The organism is Mycobacterium sp. NGS11, assembly GCF_059813315.1.
This window is the reverse complement of the sequence record NZ_JCALEJ010000013.1, coordinates 85,281-104,419: the sequence shown is the minus strand read 5'-3', so window position 1 is coordinate 104,419 and position 19,139 is coordinate 85,281. Positions and strand designations below refer to the sequence as shown.

Below are 19,139 nucleotides of genomic sequence, written 5' to 3'. Positions count from 1 at the left end.
TCGCGAGCGCGAGACTATGACACCGGCGGCCGGTGAACGGCCCACGGGCGAGCCGCTTCGATCTGCGCCGACAGCGACAACAGGGTCGCTTCGTCGGATGGCCTGCCGACGAGTTGGACCGACATCGGCAGGCCGTCCCCGTCGAAGTCCCACGGCACCACTGCCGCGGGCTGTCCGGTCAGGTTCCAAACCTGTTGGTAGGGAACGTACTGTCCCACCCTGAGCAGCGTCGACACGGCGCCGCGGCGTTGATACGCACCGATCCGGGACGGGCCTGTCGCGGTCCCGGGGGTGACGACGACGTCGACATCGTCGAAGATCGCCTGAATCCGCGAGACGACGGCGCCCTCGTTCGCCCGGATGGCCTCCATTCGCCTGTCCGAGAAGAAAGACCCCAAGCGGGCCATGGTGCGGGTGCGCGGTTCCAACCACTCCGGGTGGGCGAGGGCGTCCGCGTCGTCGCAGATACCGCGCAAATAGCGGGGCAGATAGTTGGTGACCATCGTCGAAATCGGATATTCGGGGTCGGCGGTGATGACGTCATGGCCGAGGTCGCGAAGCAAGGCGCCGGCCTGGTCGACCGCCGTCAACTCCGCCTTGCCGACCCTGACCGGCAGCGGGGTTGGAACCTTGGTGCTCAACGCAATTCGCAACCGGCCGGGACTGCGCCCCGCCGCACTCACGAACTCGCCTTCGGGACCGGGCAGCGTCGACGTCGCATCCAGGAAGACGGCGGCGTCCATCACCGTTCGCGCGATCGGGCCGTTGACGCTCAGCCCGTACCAGGCGTCGTCGTGCGGCTCCAGCGACACGCGGTCGCGTTGTGGCTTCAGGCCGAACAGACCGCACCAGGTCGCCGGGATGCGAATCGACCCGCCCCCATCGGATCCCAATGCCAGGGAAGCCAATCCGGCAGCGACCGCGGCGGCACTGCCGCCGCTACTGCCGCCCGGAGTGCGGGTGAGATTCCACGGATTACGGGTGGCTCCGAAGGATGTCGACTCCGTGTAGGGCAGCATCATGAGCTCGGGCACATTGGTCTTGCCGATGATCACCGCGCCAGCGGTACGCAACCGGCGGACCACCTCCGCGTCGGAGGTGACGGCGGGCCGGTGACCGCCGCTGCCGAACGTCGTCACCTGGCCGGCGACGTCGACATCGTCTTTGATCGCGATGGGCACCCCGAGCAGCGGCAGCCGCTCGCCCGCATTAAGGCGCTCCTGCGCCGCCGCGGCCTCATACCGAGCCTGGTCGGCGAGCACCACTCGGTAGCAGCGCAGCTGGGCGTCCAGCCTCGCGATCCGCTCCAGGTAGACCTCGAGCAACTCCGGCGCGGTCAGTTCACCGTCGGCGAGCATGCGCGCGTGTGCAGCCGCGCCTGCGAAGGCGAGATCGTCCATCGCGGCAGCGTATCCCGCCAATCGTGGCAGACCCCGACTGGTCTCGGCGCCGCCATGACGCGGCAACCAGTACCGTGGGCGACATGTCCTGCGTGTTCTGTGCGATCGTCGCCGGCGAGGCCCCGGCCATCCGGATCTTCGAAGACGACGACTACCTGGCCATCCTCGACGTTCGCCCATTCACCCGGGGCCACACGTTGGTCGTGCCCAAACGGCACAGCGTCGATCTCACCGACACCGCGCCGGAAACGCTGGCCGGGATGGTCACCTTGGGCCAACGCATCGCCCGAGCCGCGCGCACCACCGAATTGGCCGACGCTACCAATATCGCCGTCAACGACGGCAGCGCCGCTTTCCAGTCCGTCTTCCATATTCACTTGCACGTTTTGCCCCGCCGCAACGGCGACAAGCTGTCGGTGGCCAAGGGATTGGTGCTGCGCCGCGACCCCGACCGGGAGGCCACCGGCCAGATTCTTCGCACCGCACTGGCCCGTATCGATGCGAGTCGGTCGGATTGAGCCCGGCGTTGTGGCGGCGCGATCGGACGAGGGCTAGAACAGCTCTTTGGCCAGCAGCTCGAGCGTCGCGACCCGCCCCGGCGCGGTGTCGGGTTCGGTTCCGCGGCGGGCCGAGGCCACCGGGTTCACCATGACTTCGTCGACGCCGAACCGGTCGGCCAGCGCTCGGATCTGATCGGCGGCCTCGGCCGGCGCCCCCAAAACGGCACGCTGGAAGCCGCTTTCGACGATCCGCTGTTGTTGTCCGGTCAATTCGGCAACCGCAGCCTCCTCGACCAGCGGCACCGGCCCGAGCGGTTGCCCGGTCCGAATCCGGGCCATCATCTGCAGGTTGGGCAACATCAATGCCGTTGCCTCCTCCCGGGTTTCGGCCACCGCGGCGTTCACCGTCAAAAAGGTCAGGGGCTGATCCGTCAGCGCACTCGGCTTGAATCGCGAACGGTAGACCTCGAGCGCCTCCTCGGTTCCGTTGCCGGAGAAGTGATGTGCGAACACATACGGCAACCCCTTGGCGGCGGCCAGATGCGCCGAGTACATCGACGACCCCAGCAGCCACAGGCGCGGTTCGCCGGCCGCGGCCGGGGTGGCCTTGAGCGTGTAATCACCCGAGCGCAACGGAACCCGCACGCCGCGTGCGCCCATCAGCGCGGCCACGTCGTCGAGATACTCCGGGAAGTTTTCGATGTCGCGGTCGTCCCGGCCGCCGCGCAACGCATACGAGGTCACGGGATCCGAGCCGGGCGCCCGGCCGATGCCGAGGTCGATCCGGCCCGGGGCGGCGGCCTCCAAGAGCGCGAACTGCTCGGCCACCGCCAGCGGCGCGTGGTTGGGCAGCATCACACCACCCGAGCCCAGCCGCAGCTGCGAGGTCTGCGCGGCCAGGTAGGCGAGCACCACCGGCGGGCTGGTGGCACCCACCGACGGCATGTTGTGGTGCTCGGCCACCCAGTAACGGGTGAAACCCAGCCGATCCGCGGCCTGCGCGAGCTGCACGGTGGCCGCCAGCGCGGCAGCGGTCGTCTGGTCGGTGCGCACCGGAATGAGATCGAGGACGGAAAGACGCACGATCGCGTCAACGCGCGCGGGCCCGCAAACGTTCCCGCCCGGCTCAGTACTCCTTGAGCGTGATCGAGGCGACGATCCGGTCGAATACCTCTTGCGGTATCGGCGCACCGCCCGGAATGTTGTCCACGACCAGCCACTGATTGCGCTTGACGTAGTCGTTGAACTCGCGGTGATAGTTGGCAAAGCCGGCTTCGTGGTCGACGGTCCCGTCTTGGGAGGCCGCCTTGAGCTCACCGGCCAGGATGTAGGCGCCCAACAGCGCGACGCTGGTCCCCTGACCCGACAGCGGCGAACAGCAGTATCCGGCGTCGCCTACCAGCGCCACCCTCCCCCGCGACCAGCGATCCATCTTGATCTGCGCCATCTCGTCGAAATAGAAATCGGGCGCGCCGCGCATGTACTCCAGCAGTTGCGGGCGAACCCAGCCGTCGCCGGCCATCCGCCGCTCCAGCTCGGCGAATTGGGTCTCGGTGTCGCGGTAGTCGATCCGCAGGTCGGTGTCCATGAAGCCGACCATGGCCCGCGCCTCGGCGTTGTTGCGGGCGCTGTAGATGCCGGCCATGGTGGAGTCCCCGTAGTGCCACATCTGCCAGTAGTCCAGGTCCAAGAAGTTGGGCACGGTGAAGATCGCCGCGTGCGTGCCCAGCCTCTCGATGAAATTCTCTTCGGGGCCGAACACCAGACGCCGCACATTGGAGTGCAATCCGTCGGCGCCGATGACCAGGTCGAAACTGCGCGGCGCGGCGCGCTCGAAGGTGACGCGGACCGCCTCGCCGTCGTCATCGAGGGCTGTGATGGTGTCATCGAAAACATATTCGGCCGTCCATTGGCTTGCGCCGTAAAGCAATTCGACTAGATCGTCGCGCAGCAGCTCGATGTCGGGGCTATCGATAAGCCCACCGGTCGGTGTCGATTCGGTGTCCCGGGACAGCTCGTTGCCGTCGCGGTCCACGACGGACGAGCCCCGGATTTGCGTCCTGCGCTTCTGGGCCGCGCCCAACAGCCCCATGCGCTCGAGCACCGTCAGCGCCGGCCCCCGCACGTCGATCGCCTGACCGCCCGGCCTCGGCCCCCGATGCCGCTCGACCACGGTCACCGAAAACCCATGCCGCCCAAGCCAAAAAGCCGCCGCCGTACCCGCCACGCTGGCGCCGGATACCAGAACCTCGGTCACGTGATCCCTGCCAGTTCCTTTGCGTCGCGGAAGACGTCGTCGAGCATTGCTGGTGTCAACCTACCGGTGAACATGTTTTGCTGGCTCGGGTGGTAGCAGCCGAGCAACCGCACACCGGGCGCCAGGTCGGCAACGACGCCGTGGCCGAACCGGGGCTTGCGCCCGGTCGAGGTGCCCGGCAGCCGCAGCGCGATCTGCCAGCCGAATCCGCCCAGGGCCACGACCACGCGAACATCCTCGGACACCAACCGCCATTCGGCCTGCAGCCACGGCCAGCAGGTGTCCCGCTCCTCCGGCGTCGGGGCGTTGGCGGGGGGCGCGCACCGCACCGGGGCGACGATGCGAATCTTCTTGGTCTGCAACCCATCCGCGGCGTCGACACTCGTCGGTTGGTTCACAAGTCCGGCCCGGTACAGCGCCGCGTACAACTGGTCCCCCGAGCGGTCGCCGGTGAACATCCGTCCGGTGCGGTTCGCACCGTGCGCGGCGGGCGCCAATCCGACGATCAGCAGCCGCGGCCGCGCCGACCCCCAGCTCGGTACCGGCCGCCCCCAATACGGTTGATCGGCAAACGCTCGGCGCTTGACGACCGCGACATCCTCGCGCCAGCCGACCAGGCGCGGGCAGGCCCGGCAGACGCTGACCAGCGCATCGATTTCGGGAATCGAGCCGGCGCGCTCGGCGAGGTCGACAACCGCGGCGGCGTCGGCCGCCACGGGCGTCTGCGGTGTTGCCGGATCGCTGGGCCATCCGGTGCCGGCGCCGACCGGAGAGCTGAACGCCTGGCCGGTACGTGGGTGGGCGAGCACACGAACATCCTGCACGAGTCGAAAAAATTCGGTCGCCGCAAATACCGCTTTGGCATACATTCAGCGGCGATCTTCCAATGAAAAGCGGCGGCCCAGCATTCCTGATCCTGTTCGCCACGTTGATGGCGACGGCGGGCAGCGGCATCTCGATAGTCGCGTTTCCGTGGCTGGCGTTGCAGCACCACAACAGCGCGCGCGACGCCTCGGCCGTGGCCCTGGCCATGACGCTGCCGCTGGTGCTGTCCACCCTCGTCGCCGGCGCCGCGGTCGACTTCTTCGGCCGCCGCCGGGTGTCGCTGGTCTCCGATGCGCTGTCCGGGACGGCGGTGACCGCGGTGCCGCTGATCGCGTGGGGACTCGGCGCGGACGCGCTGAACCTGGCGGTCCTGGCCGTCCTCGCCTTCTTCGCGGCCGCGTTCGACCCGGCCGGGACGACGGCGCGCGAGTCGATGCTGCCCGAGGCCGCCGCCCGCGCGGGCTGGTCGCTGGCCCGAACCAACAGCATGTACGAGGCGATTCTCAACCTGGGGTTCATCGTGGGCCCGGGCATCGGCGGCCTGATGATCGCCACCGTCGGCGGCATCACCACGATGTGGATGACGGCCGGGCTGTTCGGGTTGTCCATCCTGACGATCGGGTCGCTGCGGCTCGAGGGCAGCGGAAAGCCCGAGCGTGCGACCCGGCCCGGCGGGTGGATGTCCGGCATCGCCGAAGGATTGCGCTTCGTCTGGAACCTGCGGGTGCTCCGGACGCTCGGCCTGATCGACCTGGCCGTCACCGCGCTCTACCTGCCGATGGAAAGCGTGCTGTTTCCGAAGTACTTCTCCGACCACCACCAACCGGCGCAACTGGGATGGGCGCTGATGGCGATCGGGTTCGGCGGCGTGGCGGGGGCTCTCGGATATGCGGCGCTGTCGAAACACCTGCGACGGCGCACGGCCGTGCTGACGGCGACCCTCACCTTCGGGGCGGCGACCGTCGGAATCGCGTTCCTGCCGCCGTTGCCGGTGATCCTGGTGCTGTGCGCGGTCACCGGCGTGGTCTACGGGCCGATCCAGCCGATCTACAACTACATGATGCAGACGCGGGCCCCGCATCGGCTGCGCGGCCGGGTGGTCGGGGTGATGACCGGGCTGACCTACGCGGCGGGCCCGTTGGGCCTGGTGGTCGCCGGTCCGCTGACCGACGCGGCGGGGCTCAAGGTCACGTTCCTGGTGCTGGCGGTACCGATCCTGCTGATCGGCCTCGTCGCCTGCCGCCTGCCGTCGCTGCACGAACTGGACCGCGCGCCGGAGCTCGCGCAAGACCCCGGCCCGTCAGGCGGGCTTAGTATCGGGCCGTGAGCTCTGACGCCCTGGCCAGCCTGATCGCCGACCTGCCCGACGGGATGGTGGTCACCGACCCGACCGTGACCGAGGGCTACCGGCAGGACCGCGCCTTCGACCCGGCGGCCGGCAAGCCGCTGGCCGTGGTGCGGCCGCGGCACACCGAAGAGGTGCAGAAGGTGCTGCGCTGGGCCGCCGCGCACCGGGTGCCCGTGGTGACGCGCGGCGCCGGCAGCGGCCTGTCGGGCGGGGCGACCGCACTGGACGACGGGATCGTGCTGTCCACCGAGAAGATGCGCGACATCGCCGTCGACCCGGTCACGCGGACCGCGGTATGCCAGCCCGGGCTGTTCAACGCTGAGGTGAAGAAGGCCGCGGCCGAGCACGGCCTGTGGTATCCGCCGGACCCGTCGTCGTTCGAAATCTGCAGCATCGGCGGCAACATCGCCACCAACGCCGGCGGGCTGTGCTGCGTGAAGTACGGCGTCACCACCGATTACGTGCTGGGCATGCAGGTGGTGCTGGCCGACGGCACCGCGGTGCGGCTGGGCGGCCCGCGTCTGAAGGATGTCGCGGGGTTGTCGTTGACCAAACTGTTCGTCGGCAGCGAGGGCACGCTGGGCGTCGTCACGGAGGTGACGCTGCGGCTGGTGCCCAAGCAGAACGCGTCCAGCATTGTGGTGGCCAGCTTCGCGACCGTCGAGGACGCGGTCGAGGCGGTGCTCGGCGTCACCGCGCGGCTTCGTCCGTCGATGCTGGAGTTCATGGACTCGGTGGCGATCAACGCCGTCGAGGACACCCTGCGCATGGATCTGGACCGCGGGGCGGCCGCCATGCTGGTGGCCGGATCGGACGAGCGCGGCCGCGCCGGCAGCGAGGACGCCGAAATCATGGCCGAGGTTTTCGCGGAACACGCTGCGACGGAGGTGTTTTCAACCGACGATCCCGACGAGGGCGAGGCGTTCGTCGTCGCACGGCGGTTTTGCATCCCGGCCGTCGAGGCCAAGGGGTCGTTGCTGCTCGAGGATGTCGGGGTGCCGCTTCCGGCGCTGGGCAAGCTGGTGACCGGGATCGCGCACATCGCCGCGGAGCGTGACCTGATGATCTCGGTGATCGCGCACGCCGGCGACGGCAACACCCACCCGCTGATCGTCTACGACCCCGCCGATGCCGACATGACCGAGCGCGCCCACCTGGCGTTCGGCGAGATCATGGATCTCGCCGTCGGACTGGGCGGCACGATCACCGGGGAACACGGCGTCGGCCGGCTGAAGCGGCCGTGGCTGGCCGGCTATCTGGGACCCGACGTGATGGACCTCAACCGGCGGATCAAAGAGGCGCTGGATCCGCAGGGCATCCTCAATCCCGGCGCGGGTATCTAATTCGTTCACCGAGCGTCACGCCAGCGTGGCGTCCGCCGCCGAGCGTCACGCCAGCGTGGCATGCAAGAGAAGCCTGGTTGACATCTTGGGCCCATTGTCGTACGAATGAGACATGGCTGCTGTTATGTCTCACGAAGCGCCGGTCAAGTTTCAGCTGGCCACCGCCGACACGTGGCCCAATCCGTGGCCGATGTACCGCGCTCTGCGAGATCACGATCCGGTGCACCACGTCGTTCCGGCGAACCATCCCGGCGATGACTACTACGTGCTGTCCCGGCACGCCGACGTGTGGGCCGCGGCCCGGGACCACGAAACCTATTCGTCGGCACAGGGATTGACCGTCAACTACGGCGACCTGGAAATGATTGGGCTGCAGGATAATCCGCCGTTCGTGATGCAGGATCCTCCGGTGCACACCCAATTCCGCAAGCTGGTCTCGCGCGGCTTCACGCCACGGCAGGTCGAGGCGGTGGAGCCCAAAGTGCGGGAGTTCGTCGTCGAGCGCATAGAGGGGTTGCGCTCGGCCGGTGGCGGCGACATCGTCGCGGAGCTGTTCAAGCCGCTGCCGTCGATGGTGGTGGCGCACTATCTCGGTGTGCCGGAGGAAGATTGGGCCCAATTCGACGGTTGGACCCAGGCGATCGTCGCGGCCAACACCGCCGATGGCGGCGTCGCCGGTGCGCTCGAGACGGTCGGCGACGCGGTCGGGTCGATGATGGCCTACTTCGCCGGGCTGATCGAACGGCGCCGGAGCGATCCCGAGGACGACACGATCTCGCACCTGGTGGCCGCCGGCGTCGGGGCAGACGGTGACATCGCCGGCACCCTGTCGATCCTGGCGTTCACGTTCACCATGGTCACCGGCGGCAACGACACCGTCACCGGCATGCTCGGCGGTTCGATGCCGCTGCTGCACGAACGACCCGACCAACGTCAGCTGCTGGTGGACGACCTCGACCGCATCCCGGACGCGGTCGAGGAGTTGCTGCGGATGACCTCACCCGTGCAGGGGCTGGCCCGCACCGTCACCCGTGACGTGACCGTCGGTGCGACGACCATCCCGGCCGGCCGCCGGGTGTTGCTGCTGTACGGTTCGGCCAACCGTGACGAACGCCAATACGGTTCGGACGCAGGCGAACTCGATGTGACCCGCTGTCCACGCAACATCATGACGTTCAGCCACGGCGCCCACCACTGCCTGGGCGCCGCCGCCGCTCGGATGCAGTCCCGCGTGGCGCTGACCGAACTCCTGACCCGCTGCCCGAGCTTCGAGGTGGACGAATCCGGCATCATCTGGGCGGGCGGCAGCTACGTCCGGCGCCCGCTGTCGGTGCCGATTCGGATGAAGTCCTGATGCCTGGGAGCGACTGGCTTTCCCCGCACCGCAACGAAGCCGCCGTCGACCGGATACTCGACGCGGCCGAGCGGCTGTACACCCAGCGCGACTCGGATTCGGTCGGCATGAATGAAATCGCCAGGGCCGCTGGGTGTTCCCGTGCGACGCTGTATCGGTATTTCGACAACCGCGAGGCGCTGCGCACTGCCTATGTGCACCGGGAAACCCACCGGCTGGGTCGCGAAATCATCGCGCGCACCGGCGACATCGGGGATCCGCGCGAACGGTTGGTCGCGAGCATCCTCGTCACACTGAGGATGGTTCGCGAAAGCCCGGCGCTGGCTTCCTGGTTCGCCACCACCCGTCCGCCGGTGGGTGGCGAACTGGCCGGACAGTCCGAAGTCATCGCGGCATTGGCGGTGGCGTTCCTGCATTCGCTGGGACCCGACGATCCCGCGGTCATCGAACGTCGCGGTCGCTGGATGGTGCGAGTGATCGTCTCGCTGCTGACCCACCCCGGCCACGACGAAGCCGACGAGCGAGCGATGATCGAAGAGTTCGTCGTCCCGATCGTCACGCCGGTCGCCGCGCGCGATTAAGCCCGCTCCGGGCGCCCGACACCACTATTGGAATTGCCCGCCTCCTAGCGACAACCCGTTTCCGCTGGTCACACCGGCTAACGAGGTTGTCGCTGTGAGGCGGGCAATCGCCTGTCCACCCCGCGGCGAGACGCCCGGGGCCGCTGTTACGAACGGTGCGCGGCGGCGCCCGGCGCCGCCTCCGACCGACGGCGCCGCCTCAGTCACGGACGCGGGTGAACCGGTGCAACAGCCACGCCAGCGGGATCGTCACGACCAGCGTCGCGACGTACAGGTACAGCATCGATCCGGTGTAAACACGGGCGCCCACGATGTAGTCCATCGCGAATTCCATGGTGATCAGGTGGATCAGGAAAATCTCGTAGGAGATCTCGCCCAGCCACACCATCGGGCGGCTGGCCAGTATTCGCGAATACCAGCCTTGAGCACTGGCAGGGCCACCAAGGGCCAGTGGTGCCACCGCGAGTGCGGCGATGACGGCATAGAAACACGTCTTGAACAACGCTTCGCTCAGCGTCGCCGGGGAGGTCGTGGGCGCGCCGGCAATGGGCGTTGACACGATGAAATAGCAGACGACCGCCAGCGGTATGGCCACGACGCCGTAGGCGCGCACTCCCATCTCCTGCAGCACGGTCAGCATCATGCCGGCGAGGAACCACGCCAGGTAGGTGGGCAGCCACAGCCGTGCGCCGTCGGGAAACCAGTGATCGGTGTGCACCAGGACCAGCCAGGCGGGGCTGACCAACGCCATTCCCGCCAGGGCGCCCAGGACGAGTTTCGGCTGCCATTGTCGCCGGCAGATCACCACCAGTAACAGGTACGCCAGCAGCGGCAGCACCACGTAGTACGAGCCCTCTACCGCAAGGCTCCACATCTGGGTCAGGCCCTGGTGCAGATACTTGCCCAGGTAGCCGTTGCAGTAGATCTGCGTCAGCGTCAGGTTGCGCGCCAGCCCCAGCCAGCTGTGTCCCGGGTTCGGCCCGGCATCCCGGTAGTGGTAGAGCACATAGGCGAACAAGACGGTGATCACGTAGGCGGGCATGATTCGGCGAACCCGGTGCCACGCATAGCGACTCAGCGACGGCGGCGCTCCGCCTCGCGCCGCCGACTTCACCCACGGGCGGAACAACAGGTAGCCGGAGAGCACGAAGAAGATCGGCACCCCGATCTCCATTCGGGAACCGACCAGGCCCCAATATCCGTGCGTGTATTTGCCGGTGGTATATGCAGCGTGGGTGCCGACGACGAGGAGCGCCGCGACCGCGCGGATGCCCGTCAGGGACGCGATCCGGTCTACGCGAGAGGTCTGCTCGAGCCCGCCCTGGGCGTCTTGCTCTTCCGACAGCGTCATCCGCCGTGTTTCCTGCGCGGCTTCCCACCATCTCGGCCGTGGGGCTTGTTGGTGGACGAGCGCTCCGGCTGAAGGTTGATCAACACCCCCGAAATCCGGGTGTGCTCAAGCCTTTTCAACGTCGACTTGCCCAACTTGGCCGGCAGCTCCACCAGTGAGAAATCCGGTCCGATCGCGATGTGGCCGAAATCGCTGCGATGTAACCCGCCCTCGTTGGCGATGGCCCCGACGATCGCGCCAGGGCCGATCTTGTGCCGCTTGCCCACCGCGATGCGATAGGTGGCGAAAGGCTTGGCATTTCTTGGTCTTTCGGGACGCTCACGCCGTTCTGCGCGCCGCTCGCGCCGTTCCGGTGGCGGTTCGGGCGACATCAGGAATTCCTCGCCGTCGCGCGACTGCACCGCCAGCGCGGCGGCGATGTCGGCCATCGGCGTGTCGTGCTCGCGTTCGTAGTCCTGCACCAACTTGCGGAACAGGTCGATTCCGGGCGAACCGAGCGCGGTCGTGATGGAATCGGCGAATTTGGCCACCCGCTGGGCGTTGACGTCCTCGACGGTGGGCAATGCGGTCTCGGTGAGCGCTTGACGCGTGGCCTTTTCGATCGCTTTCAGCAGGTGGCGCTCGCGCGGGGAAACGAACAGCAGCGCCGTTCCCGAACGACCGGCCCGACCGGTGCGCCCGATCCGGTGCACGTATGACTCGGTGTCGTGCGGGATGTCGTAGTTGAGCACGTGCGATATCCGCTCCACATCGAGCCCGCGCGCGGCCACGTCGGTGGCGACCAGGATGTCGATGCTGCCGTCCTTCAATGCGGCGACGGTGCGCTCGCGCTGACCTTGCGGGATGTCTCCGTTGATGGCGGCCGCGGAAAATCCCCTGGCCCTTAGCCTTTCGGCGACTTCCTCGGTGGCCTGTTTGGTCCTGACGAAGATGATCATCGCCTCGAACGGCTCGACTTCCAGCACCCGGGTCAGCGCGTCCATCTTGCGTGGGCCGGCGACCTGGATGTAGCGCTGCGAAATGTTCTCGGCCGTAGCGGTTTTCGCTTTGGTGCTGACCTCGAGCGGATCATGCAGGTACTTGGTGGTGATCTTGCGGATCGCGGGCGGCATGGTCGCCGAGAACAACGCAACCTGTTTGTATTCCGGGGTTTCGGACAGTATGCGATCGACTTCTTCGGCGAATCCCATGGTGAGCATCTCGTCGGCCTCGTCGAGCACCAGGTAGTCGACGTGGGACAGGTCCAGCGTCCCGCGCTCGAGGTGGTCGATGACCCGGCCCGGGGTGCCGACGACCACATGGGCGCCGCGGCGCAGCCCGGCCAGCTGCACAGTGTAGGAGGATCCGCCGTAAATGGGCAGCACGTTGATCTTGGGCAGGTGGGCCCCGTACCGGCTGAACGCCTCGGCCACCTGCAGGGCCAGTTCCCGGGTGGGGGCGAGCACCAGCGCCTGGGTGGCGGTGCTGGTGACGTCGATCTTGGACAGGATCGGGATCGCGAACGCCGCGGTCTTGCCGGTTCCGGTCTGGGCCAGCCCGACGACGTCGGAGCCCGCCATCAGCGCCGGGATGGTCGCCGCCTGAATGCCGGTGGGCGACTCGTAGCCCACGTCAGCGATCGCCCGCAGGACCGAGGGATCGATCTGCAGGTCGGCAAACGTGGTTGAGGCAGCTTCAGTCGAGCTGTCCGAGAGGGTCATCGTCCAAGGAGTCTAGTGGTGATCGCGAGCTCAACGGAGTTGAGCGCTGCGGGTCACCACCAGAAAGCCTAGTGGTGATCGCGAGCTCAACGGAGTTGAGCGCTGCGGGTCACCACCAGAAAGCCCAGTGGTGATCGCGAGCTCAACGGAGTTGAGCGCTGCGGGTCACCACCAGAAAGCCCAGTGTGATCGCGAGCTCAACGGAGTTGAGCGCTGCGGGTGATCGTCGGCACACCCGGCCTGCCTGCCACAGTCGCGGGCCCATTGACGGTACGGTGCGTCGATGTGTGGTCGCTACCGTGTCGTGCCGAGCCACTGACCGGCTCGGCCGCTGTCGCTCTCATCGCCCTCACCATGACCGGCTGCGGTTCGGGGGACTCCACCGCTGCCAAGACGCCCCAGGCCAGGACCCCGTCGGAGGTCGCGTCGATCACGGCTCCGGCCACTCTCCCCGCGGCCGCGCCACCAGGCAACGCGCCGCCGGCCGATCCCTGCGCGGTCAACCTCGCCTCGCCCACCATCGCCAAGGTGGTTTCCGAGCTGCCTCGCGACCCGCGCAGCCAGCAGCCCTGGAACCCTGAACCGCTCGCCGGCAATTACAACCAATGCGCGCAGCTGTCGGCGATCATCATCAAGGCCAACACCAACGCGGTGAGTCCGACCACCCGGGCGGTGCTGTTCCATCTTGGCCAATTCATCCCACAGGGCGTGCCCGACACCTACGGATTCAACGGCGTTGACGCGGCGCAGACAACGGGCGACACGGTGGCGCTGACCTATCCCAGCGGGATCAACGGCTTGAACACCGACGTGAAATTCCACTGGAACGGCAACGCGGTCGACCTCATCGGCAACACGCCCGCGCGCTGATCCGGGGCACGCGCCACCCTCCTGTCGGGGCGCTGGCCTACTGTGGCTCGCGTGTTGGTCTCCGGCGACAGCATCATCTACAGCGCATCGGATCTGGCCGCCGCAGCCCGCTGCGAATTCGCGCTGCTGCGGGATTTCGACGCGAAGCTAGGCCGCGGGGCCGCTCCCGTCACCGCCGAGGACGAGCTGCTCACGCGGACGGCCGACCTCGGCAGCGAGCACGAGCGACGGGAACTGGCCTCGCTGCGCGACCGCTTCGGACAGGCCGTCGCGATCATCGGCCGCCCCGCGTACACCCCCGCCGGCCTGGCGGCGGCCGCCGACGCTACCCGGCGCGCCGTCGCCGACCGGGCGCCGGTGGTGTATCAAGCCGCCATGTTCGACGGCCGCTTCGTCGGCTTCGCCGACTTCCTGGTGCGTGACGGCGAGTGGTACCGGGTCGTGGACACCAAGCTGGCCCGCTCGGCCAAGGTGACCGCGCTGTTACAGCTTGCCGCCTATGCCGACGCGTTGGCCGCCTCCGGCGTCCCCGTTGCGCCCGAGGCCGAGCTGCGGCTGGGCGATGGAACCACTGTGCGGCACCGGGTTCACGACCTGATCCCCGTCTACCGCTTGCAGCGGGCCCGCCTGCAGCGCCTCCTCGATGAGCACTACGCGGGCGACGCCACGGTCCGCTGGGACGACGAGGGTGTTGCCGCCTGCTTTCGGTGCCCACTGTGCCTCGAGCAGTTACGGGCGTCCGACGACGTGCTGCTGGTGGCCGGCATGCGAGTGAGCCAGCGCGACAAGCTCTTTGATGCCGGGATCAGCACCGTCGCCGACTTGGCCGATCTTCGCGGACCCGTTCCCGGCCTGGCGGCCGGCGCGCTGAGCAAGCTCGCCGTCCAGGCCAAACTGCAAGTCCGCCAACGTGAAACCGGCGTTCCGCAGGTCGAGGTCATCGACCCGCAGCCGCTGACCCTGCTGCCCGAGCCCGACCCCGGGGACCTGTTCTTCGACTTCGAAGGCGACCCGCTGTGGACCGCCGATGGCCGCGAGTGGGGCCTGGAATATCTGTTCGGTGTGCTCGAAGCCGGGCCGGCGGGGAAGTTTCGCCCGTTGTGGGCGCATAACCGGGCCGACGAACGCAAGGCGCTGATCGACTTCCTGGCGCTGGTGGCCAAACGCCGCAAGCGCCGCCCCAACATGCACATCTATCACTACGCGCCCTACGAGAAGACCGCGTTGTTGCGACTCGCCGGACGCTATGGGATTGGCGAGGACGAAGTCGACGAACTGCTGCGCAGCGGTACGCTGGTCGACCTTTACCCCTTGGTGCGCAGGAGCATTCGCACCGGTGCGGAGTCCTTCAGCCTCAAGGCGCTGGAGCCGCTCTACATGGGGGCTCAGCTGCGCGTGGGTGACGTGACCACGGCCACCGGGTCGATCACCTCCTACGCACGCTACTGCGAACTCCAGGCGGACGGCCGCAGCGACGAGGCCGCATCGGTGCTCAAAGAGATCGAGGACTACAACCACTACGACTGCTCCTCGACACAAAAACTGCGGAATTGGTTGATGTTGCGCGCGTACGAATCCGGCGTCCTGCCGATCGGCGCCCAGGCCGTGACGGACGGCAACACCGTCGATGACCGCGACCAACTGGCGATGACGTTGTCGGCGTTCGCCGGTGCCGCCGGCGTCGACGACCGCACGCCCGAGCAGACGGCGGTGGCCCTGCTGGCCGCGGCGCGCGGCTACCACCGGCGCGAGGACAAACCCTTCTGGTGGGCGCACTTCGACCGGCTGAACTTCCCGATCGACGAGTGGGCGGATAACACCGATGTTTTCGTCGCCGAGCACGTGTCGGTCAGCGTCGACTGGCACACGCCGCCACGCGCGCGCAAACCGCAGCGGCGGCTGCGGCTGCGCGGTGAGCTGGCGCGCGGCGACTTGAAGAGCGAGGTCTTTGCGCTCTACCACCCGCCTGCTCCGCCCGGCATGACCGACAGCCCGGACCGGCGGGCGGCCGGGCGGGTCTCGGTGGTCGAGGCCGACGATCCGGCGGTCCCAGCCGAAGTGGTGGTACTCGAACGAGTTGGCAGCGACGGCAACACTTTTCACCAGCTGCCGTTCGCACTGACCCCAGGCCCGCCCATCCCGACGACGGCCCTGCGGGATTCGATCGAGGCGACCGCGACCCGCGTGGCCGCCGGATTGCCGCAACTGCCCCGCAGCGCCGTCGTCGACGTGCTCCTGCGTGCCGCGCCCCGTCTGCGCGGCGGCACCGCCCTCCCCCGTAGCGACGACACCGTCGCCGACATCACCGCCGCGCTACTGGATCTCGATTCGTCATACCTTGCGGTGCACGGTCCGCCCGGCACCGGCAAGACGCACACCGCGGCGCGCGTGATCCAGGATCTGGTCACCGAACACGGCTGGCGGATCGGTGTGGTCGCACAGTCACACGCCACCGTAGAGAACGTGCTGGACTGTGTCATCGACGCCGGTCTGGATCCGCAACGGATCGCCAAGAAGCGCAACGACCACCGGGCACCGCGCTGGCGGGAGATCGACGGCGGCGCCTACGCCGCGTTCCTCGCTGACACACCCGGTTGTGTGATCGGCGGAACGGCATGGGATTTCGCCAACGCCAATCGGATACCGCCGGGGAGCCTGGATCTGCTGGTGATCGACGAAGCGGGCCAATTCTGTTTGGCCAACACCATCGCCGTGGCCCCGGCCGCCGCAAACCTGCTGCTGCTCGGGGATCCGCAGCAGTTGCCGCAAGTCAGCCAGGGCACTCATCCCGAGCCGGTGGACGCCTCCGCGCTGGAGTGGCTGGTCGACGGTCAGCGCACGCTGCCCGACGAACGCGGCTACTTTCTGGACCTCTCCTACCGCATGCATCCGGCGGTCTGCGCCGCGGTTTCGGCGCTCTCCTACGAGAACAGGCTGCATTCCCACGACTGCACCGCCGCCCGCCGGCTCGACGGCTATCAGCCCGGTGTGCAGCTGCTTCCGGTTGAGCATCAAGGCAATTCGACCGAGAGCCCCGAGGAGGCCGACACGATCGTCGCCGAGATCGACCAGCTGCTCGGCGCGTCGTGGACCGATGAACACGGCATCCGGGCCTTGGCCGCCACCGATGTGCTGGTGCTGGCGCCCTACAACGCCCAGGTGGCGCTGTTACGTCACCGGTTGAGCGCCGCAGGTCTGGTTGGAGTGCGGGTCGGGACGGTCGACAAGTTCCAGGGCGCGCAGGCACCGGTGGTTTTCATCTCGATGACGGTGTCGTCAATGGACGTGGCGCCCCGCGGGGTCTCGTTCCTGCTCAACAGGAATCGGCTCAACGTCGCGGTAAGCCGGGCTCAGTACGCGGCCGTGATCGTGCGCTCCCCGTCGCTGACGGAATATCTGCCCGCCACCCCCGAGGGCCTGATCGACCTGGGCGCCTTTCTGGCTCTCACGCAGCCCGTTCTGCGGTGAACGGGCTAACCGGTCGACGAGTGCCGGCCCGGACCGGTGGGGTCATCGTCGGGATCGGGGCGGTGATGCTGGCCTCGCAACGATTCACCCTCGGAAAACTGCCGCCCCGCCGTGTGTTGGCGGCGCGGCGGCCGGGTGAGCCGATCGCCCGGCGGGAGGGAGTTGGGCGGGCGCCGCACGGCCACCTGTCGAAGGCGTTTACCGCTATCCACATGAGAACCGTTGTGGGCGTGGCCGATTGGTTGAGCCGGCGCGGCCGGGCCGCGTCGCGAGACCCCGGTGGTCGCCGGGCGCGGCCGTTCGACCGGTTGCCGGGGCGGCTCGGGATGACTCCTTTGCTCGACGTCGGATTCGCGCACCAGAAGGAATTCGACGTATTCGTCATCGTCGTAGTCGTCGTCGACGACGTCGTCGTCAGGGCCGGGCGGATCGTCGCCTCCCCTGCCGTCGCCCTTGCCGGGCCACGGCGCAAAGCCCACCACAAACAGTGCGGCGATGATCCCGAACAGCGCGATGAACGCCGGCAGCAGCACCGACTGCGACATCGCGGCGGCGAACGGGTCGCGCAGGAACCCGGGCAGCTGCAGGGTGAGCGCGTCCTCGCCCACCGCGTCGCCGGACGGCCGGCGCGGCATCTCATCGGTGATCCGCCACGTCATGAACGCGGCCATGCCCGCGCTGCCGAGCACCGCACCGAGCTGGCGCACGGAGTTGTACACCGCGGAGCCCGCGCCGGCCAGGTGTGGCGGCAGGTTACGCGTCGCGGTGGCCGTCAACGGTGACCACACGAAAGCCATCCCGACGCCCATCGCGAAGAACGGCAAAACCAGTCGCCAGATCGGCGTCGTCGGCGTCATCTCGAACGTGATCCAGGTCAGCGCGATGGCCAGCACCGAGAAACCGAAACCGAGCACGGGCTGCGGATGGTATTTATCGACGATCTTGCCGACGAGTGGCGCAAAGACGCCGTTCGCGATCGCCATCGGCGCGATCAACAAGGCCGAGCGCGTCGGCGAGAGCCCGCACACGGCCTGCGCGTAGAACGTCAGCGGCAGCATCATCGCCGTGGCGGTGAACGAGACGATGGCGACCCCGACGTTGCACAGGCTGAAATCGCGGTCGCTGAAGATGACCAGCGGAATCAGCGGCTCGTGGGCGTTGAGCGATTGCCAGAACGCGAAGGCCGTCATGAACCCGACGCCGGCCACGATCAACGCCCAGATCCAGGGTTGCCAGTGCGCTGCCTGACCCTGTTGCAGCCCGAACACGATCAGGAAGATGCCGATGCCGGACAGCGCAACCCCGATCAGGTCGAAGCGATGCGACTGGGTGGGCAGCACCGGAATCAGCCAATACGCCAGCCCCAGCCCGAGGACGCCGATGGGCACGTTGACGAAGAAGATCCACTGCCAACCCAGCCCGTCGACCAGGACACCGCCCGCCAGCGGGCCCACCAGGCTGGCGACACCGGCGGTGGCACCCCACAGGCTCACCGCGACGCCGCGACGCTCCGCCGGAAAGATCCGCGTGATGGTCGACAGGGTCTGCGGGGTCAGCAGCCCGGCGCCGACGCCCTGCACCACGCGCGCCGCGATCAGCATGGCGGCGCTGCCGGCCAGCCCACACCACACCGAGGAGGCGGTGAACACGACCAGACCGATCAGATAGAGGTTCTTGGGGCCGAACCGGTCACCGAGGCGCCCGGCCACCAGCAACACGACGGCATAGCCCAGCAGGTAGGCGCTGGTCACCCAGACCACGGTGTCGTAGCCGATGCGCAGGCTGCCCATGATGGTCGGGTTGGCGATCGCGACGATGGTCGAGTCGACCATGATCATGAAAAAGCCGATCATCATCGCCCATAGCGGGTTCCAGGGGTTCTGCGACTGCGGTGAACTCCGGGTAAGGAAGTCCCAGCGGTTGGCGACCCGGGCCGGTGACGGCCTCGCGCTTCCCCCGGGCGTGCGGGGCGTAGCCGTCGTCATCCACCCCACCTCGTTTCGCTTTCGCTCCCGGCGATGCCGCTCAGCCGAATCGACCCGGCTCATCGACCCGTCCCGCAGGTGATACACCGCGCCCGGCGCGGTAAACAGCATGAGGACCGGCGAACGGCACGGACCGTCGCAGACATCCAGCCCGCAT

At 68.0% G+C, this 19,139-nt stretch carries 14 protein-coding genes; 7 read left to right on the top strand and 7 right to left on the bottom strand.

The genetic code is table 11. The features are described 5' to 3' along the window. Positions 1–14: 14 nt before the first annotated feature. Positions 15–1,400 carry an amidase gene (locus AC5Y4T_RS16455; RefSeq protein WP_499921155.1) on the bottom strand — a complete coding sequence of 462 codons (1,386 nt, stop codon included), beginning with the start codon at positions 1,398–1,400 and terminating at the stop codon, positions 15–17. 83 nt (positions 1,401–1,483) lie between these two features. Between AC5Y4T_RS16455 and AC5Y4T_RS16450 the strand changes: the two genes are divergently transcribed. Beyond that, complete coding sequence (locus tag AC5Y4T_RS16450; RefSeq protein WP_499921386.1) at positions 1,484–1,918, top strand: HIT family protein; 435 nt, start codon at positions 1,484–1,486, stop codon at positions 1,916–1,918. A 33-nt stretch (positions 1,919–1,951) separates the two neighbouring features. On the opposite strand, the gene AC5Y4T_RS16445 is transcribed toward AC5Y4T_RS16450, so the two are convergent. The 3 genes from AC5Y4T_RS16445 to AC5Y4T_RS16435 are packed head-to-tail and all read right to left on the bottom strand — an operon-like array spanning position 1,952 to position 4,981. After that, positions 1,952–2,983 (bottom strand): LLM class flavin-dependent oxidoreductase, encoded by a 1,032-nt coding sequence (locus tag AC5Y4T_RS16445; protein ID WP_499921154.1) that lies wholly within the window; start codon positions 2,981–2,983, stop codon positions 1,952–1,954. A 43-nt stretch (positions 2,984–3,026) separates the two neighbouring features. Then, entirely contained in the window at positions 3,027–4,157 is a 1,131-nt protein-coding gene (locus AC5Y4T_RS16440) for an FAD-binding protein (RefSeq protein WP_499921153.1), read from the bottom strand. Next, positions 4,154–4,981, bottom strand: coding sequence for a uracil-DNA glycosylase (locus tag AC5Y4T_RS16435; protein WP_499921152.1), 828 nt, complete (start codon positions 4,979–4,981; stop codon positions 4,154–4,156). Before AC5Y4T_RS16435 ends, AC5Y4T_RS16440 begins: the two co-directional genes overlap by 4 nt. 62 nt (positions 4,982–5,043) lie before the next feature. Between AC5Y4T_RS16435 and tap the strand changes: the two genes are divergently transcribed. The 4 genes from tap (at position 5,044) to AC5Y4T_RS16415 (ending at position 9,608) form a co-directional block, all read left to right on the top strand. Then, positions 5,044–6,309 carry a multidrug efflux MFS transporter Tap gene (gene tap, locus AC5Y4T_RS16430; RefSeq protein ID WP_499921150.1) on the top strand — a complete coding sequence of 422 codons (1,266 nt, stop codon included), beginning with the start codon at positions 5,044–5,046 and terminating at the stop codon, positions 6,307–6,309. After that, complete coding sequence (locus tag AC5Y4T_RS16425) at positions 6,306–7,673, top strand: FAD-binding oxidoreductase (protein WP_499921149.1); 1,368 nt, start codon at positions 6,306–6,308, stop codon at positions 7,671–7,673. The genes tap and AC5Y4T_RS16425 overlap by 4 nt, the downstream gene beginning before the upstream one ends. Before the next feature lie 112 nt (positions 7,674–7,785). Next, complete coding sequence (locus AC5Y4T_RS16420; protein ID WP_499921473.1) at positions 7,786–9,027, top strand: cytochrome P450; 1,242 nt, start codon at positions 7,786–7,788, stop codon at positions 9,025–9,027. Continuing rightward, positions 9,027–9,608, top strand: coding sequence for a TetR/AcrR family transcriptional regulator (locus AC5Y4T_RS16415; RefSeq protein ID WP_499950299.1), 582 nt, complete (start codon positions 9,027–9,029; stop codon positions 9,606–9,608). The genes AC5Y4T_RS16420 and AC5Y4T_RS16415 overlap by 1 nt, the downstream gene beginning before the upstream one ends. Positions 9,609–9,807: 199 nt before the next feature. On the opposite strand, the gene AC5Y4T_RS16410 is transcribed toward AC5Y4T_RS16415, so the two are convergent. Both AC5Y4T_RS16410 and AC5Y4T_RS16405 read right to left on the bottom strand, forming a co-directional pair. After that, complete coding sequence (locus tag AC5Y4T_RS16410; RefSeq protein WP_499921477.1) at positions 9,808–10,959, bottom strand: acyltransferase family protein; 1,152 nt, start codon at positions 10,957–10,959, stop codon at positions 9,808–9,810. After that, on the bottom strand, positions 10,956–12,659 hold the full coding sequence (locus AC5Y4T_RS16405; RefSeq protein WP_499921478.1) for a DEAD/DEAH box helicase: 1,704 nt from the start codon (positions 12,657–12,659) through the stop codon (positions 10,956–10,958). Before AC5Y4T_RS16405 ends, AC5Y4T_RS16410 begins: the two co-directional genes overlap by 4 nt. 315 nt (positions 12,660–12,974) lie before the next feature. Between AC5Y4T_RS16405 and AC5Y4T_RS16400 the strand changes: the two genes are divergently transcribed. Together AC5Y4T_RS16400 and AC5Y4T_RS16395 are read left to right on the top strand one after the other, a co-directional pair. Next, entirely contained in the window at positions 12,975–13,529 is a 555-nt protein-coding gene (locus tag AC5Y4T_RS16400; protein ID WP_499954337.1) for an LppP/LprE family lipoprotein, read from the top strand. 51 nt (positions 13,530–13,580) lie between these two features. Further along, positions 13,581–16,997, top strand: a complete 3,417-nt coding sequence (locus AC5Y4T_RS16395; protein WP_499921480.1) for a TM0106 family RecB-like putative nuclease — start codon at positions 13,581–13,583, stop codon at positions 16,995–16,997. 5 nt (positions 16,998–17,002) lie between these two features. On the opposite strand, the gene AC5Y4T_RS16390 is transcribed toward AC5Y4T_RS16395, so the two are convergent. Continuing rightward, positions 17,003–18,982, bottom strand: a complete 1,980-nt coding sequence (locus AC5Y4T_RS16390) for an MFS transporter (RefSeq protein ID WP_499921482.1) — start codon at positions 18,980–18,982, stop codon at positions 17,003–17,005. Positions 18,983–19,139 lie beyond the last annotated feature (157 nt).

Excerpts from the sequence above, each read along its gene's own strand:
- AC5Y4T_RS16410 (WP_499921477.1), bottom strand. The coding sequence starts at position 10,959 with ATGACGCTGTCGGAAGAGCAAGACGCCCAGGGCGGGCTCGAGCAGACC.
- AC5Y4T_RS16405 (WP_499921478.1), bottom strand. The coding sequence starts at position 12,659 with ATGACCCTCTCGGACAGCTCGACTGAAGCTGCCTCAACCACGTTTGCC.
- tap (WP_499921150.1), top strand. The coding sequence starts at position 5,044 with ATGAAAAGCGGCGGCCCAGCATTCCTGATCCTGTTCGCCACGTTGATG.
- AC5Y4T_RS16415 (WP_499950299.1), top strand. The coding sequence starts at position 9,027 with ATGCCTGGGAGCGACTGGCTTTCCCCGCACCGCAACGAAGCCGCCGTC.
- AC5Y4T_RS16420 (WP_499921473.1), top strand. The coding sequence starts at position 7,786 with ATGGCTGCTGTTATGTCTCACGAAGCGCCGGTCAAGTTTCAGCTGGCC.
- AC5Y4T_RS16450 (WP_499921386.1), top strand. The coding sequence starts at position 1,484 with ATGTCCTGCGTGTTCTGTGCGATCGTCGCCGGCGAGGCCCCGGCCATC.
- AC5Y4T_RS16390 (WP_499921482.1), bottom strand. The coding sequence starts at position 18,982 with ATGACGACGGCTACGCCCCGCACGCCCGGGGGAAGCGCGAGGCCGTCA.
- AC5Y4T_RS16455 (WP_499921155.1), bottom strand. The coding sequence starts at position 1,400 with ATGGACGATCTCGCCTTCGCAGGCGCGGCTGCACACGCGCGCATGCTC.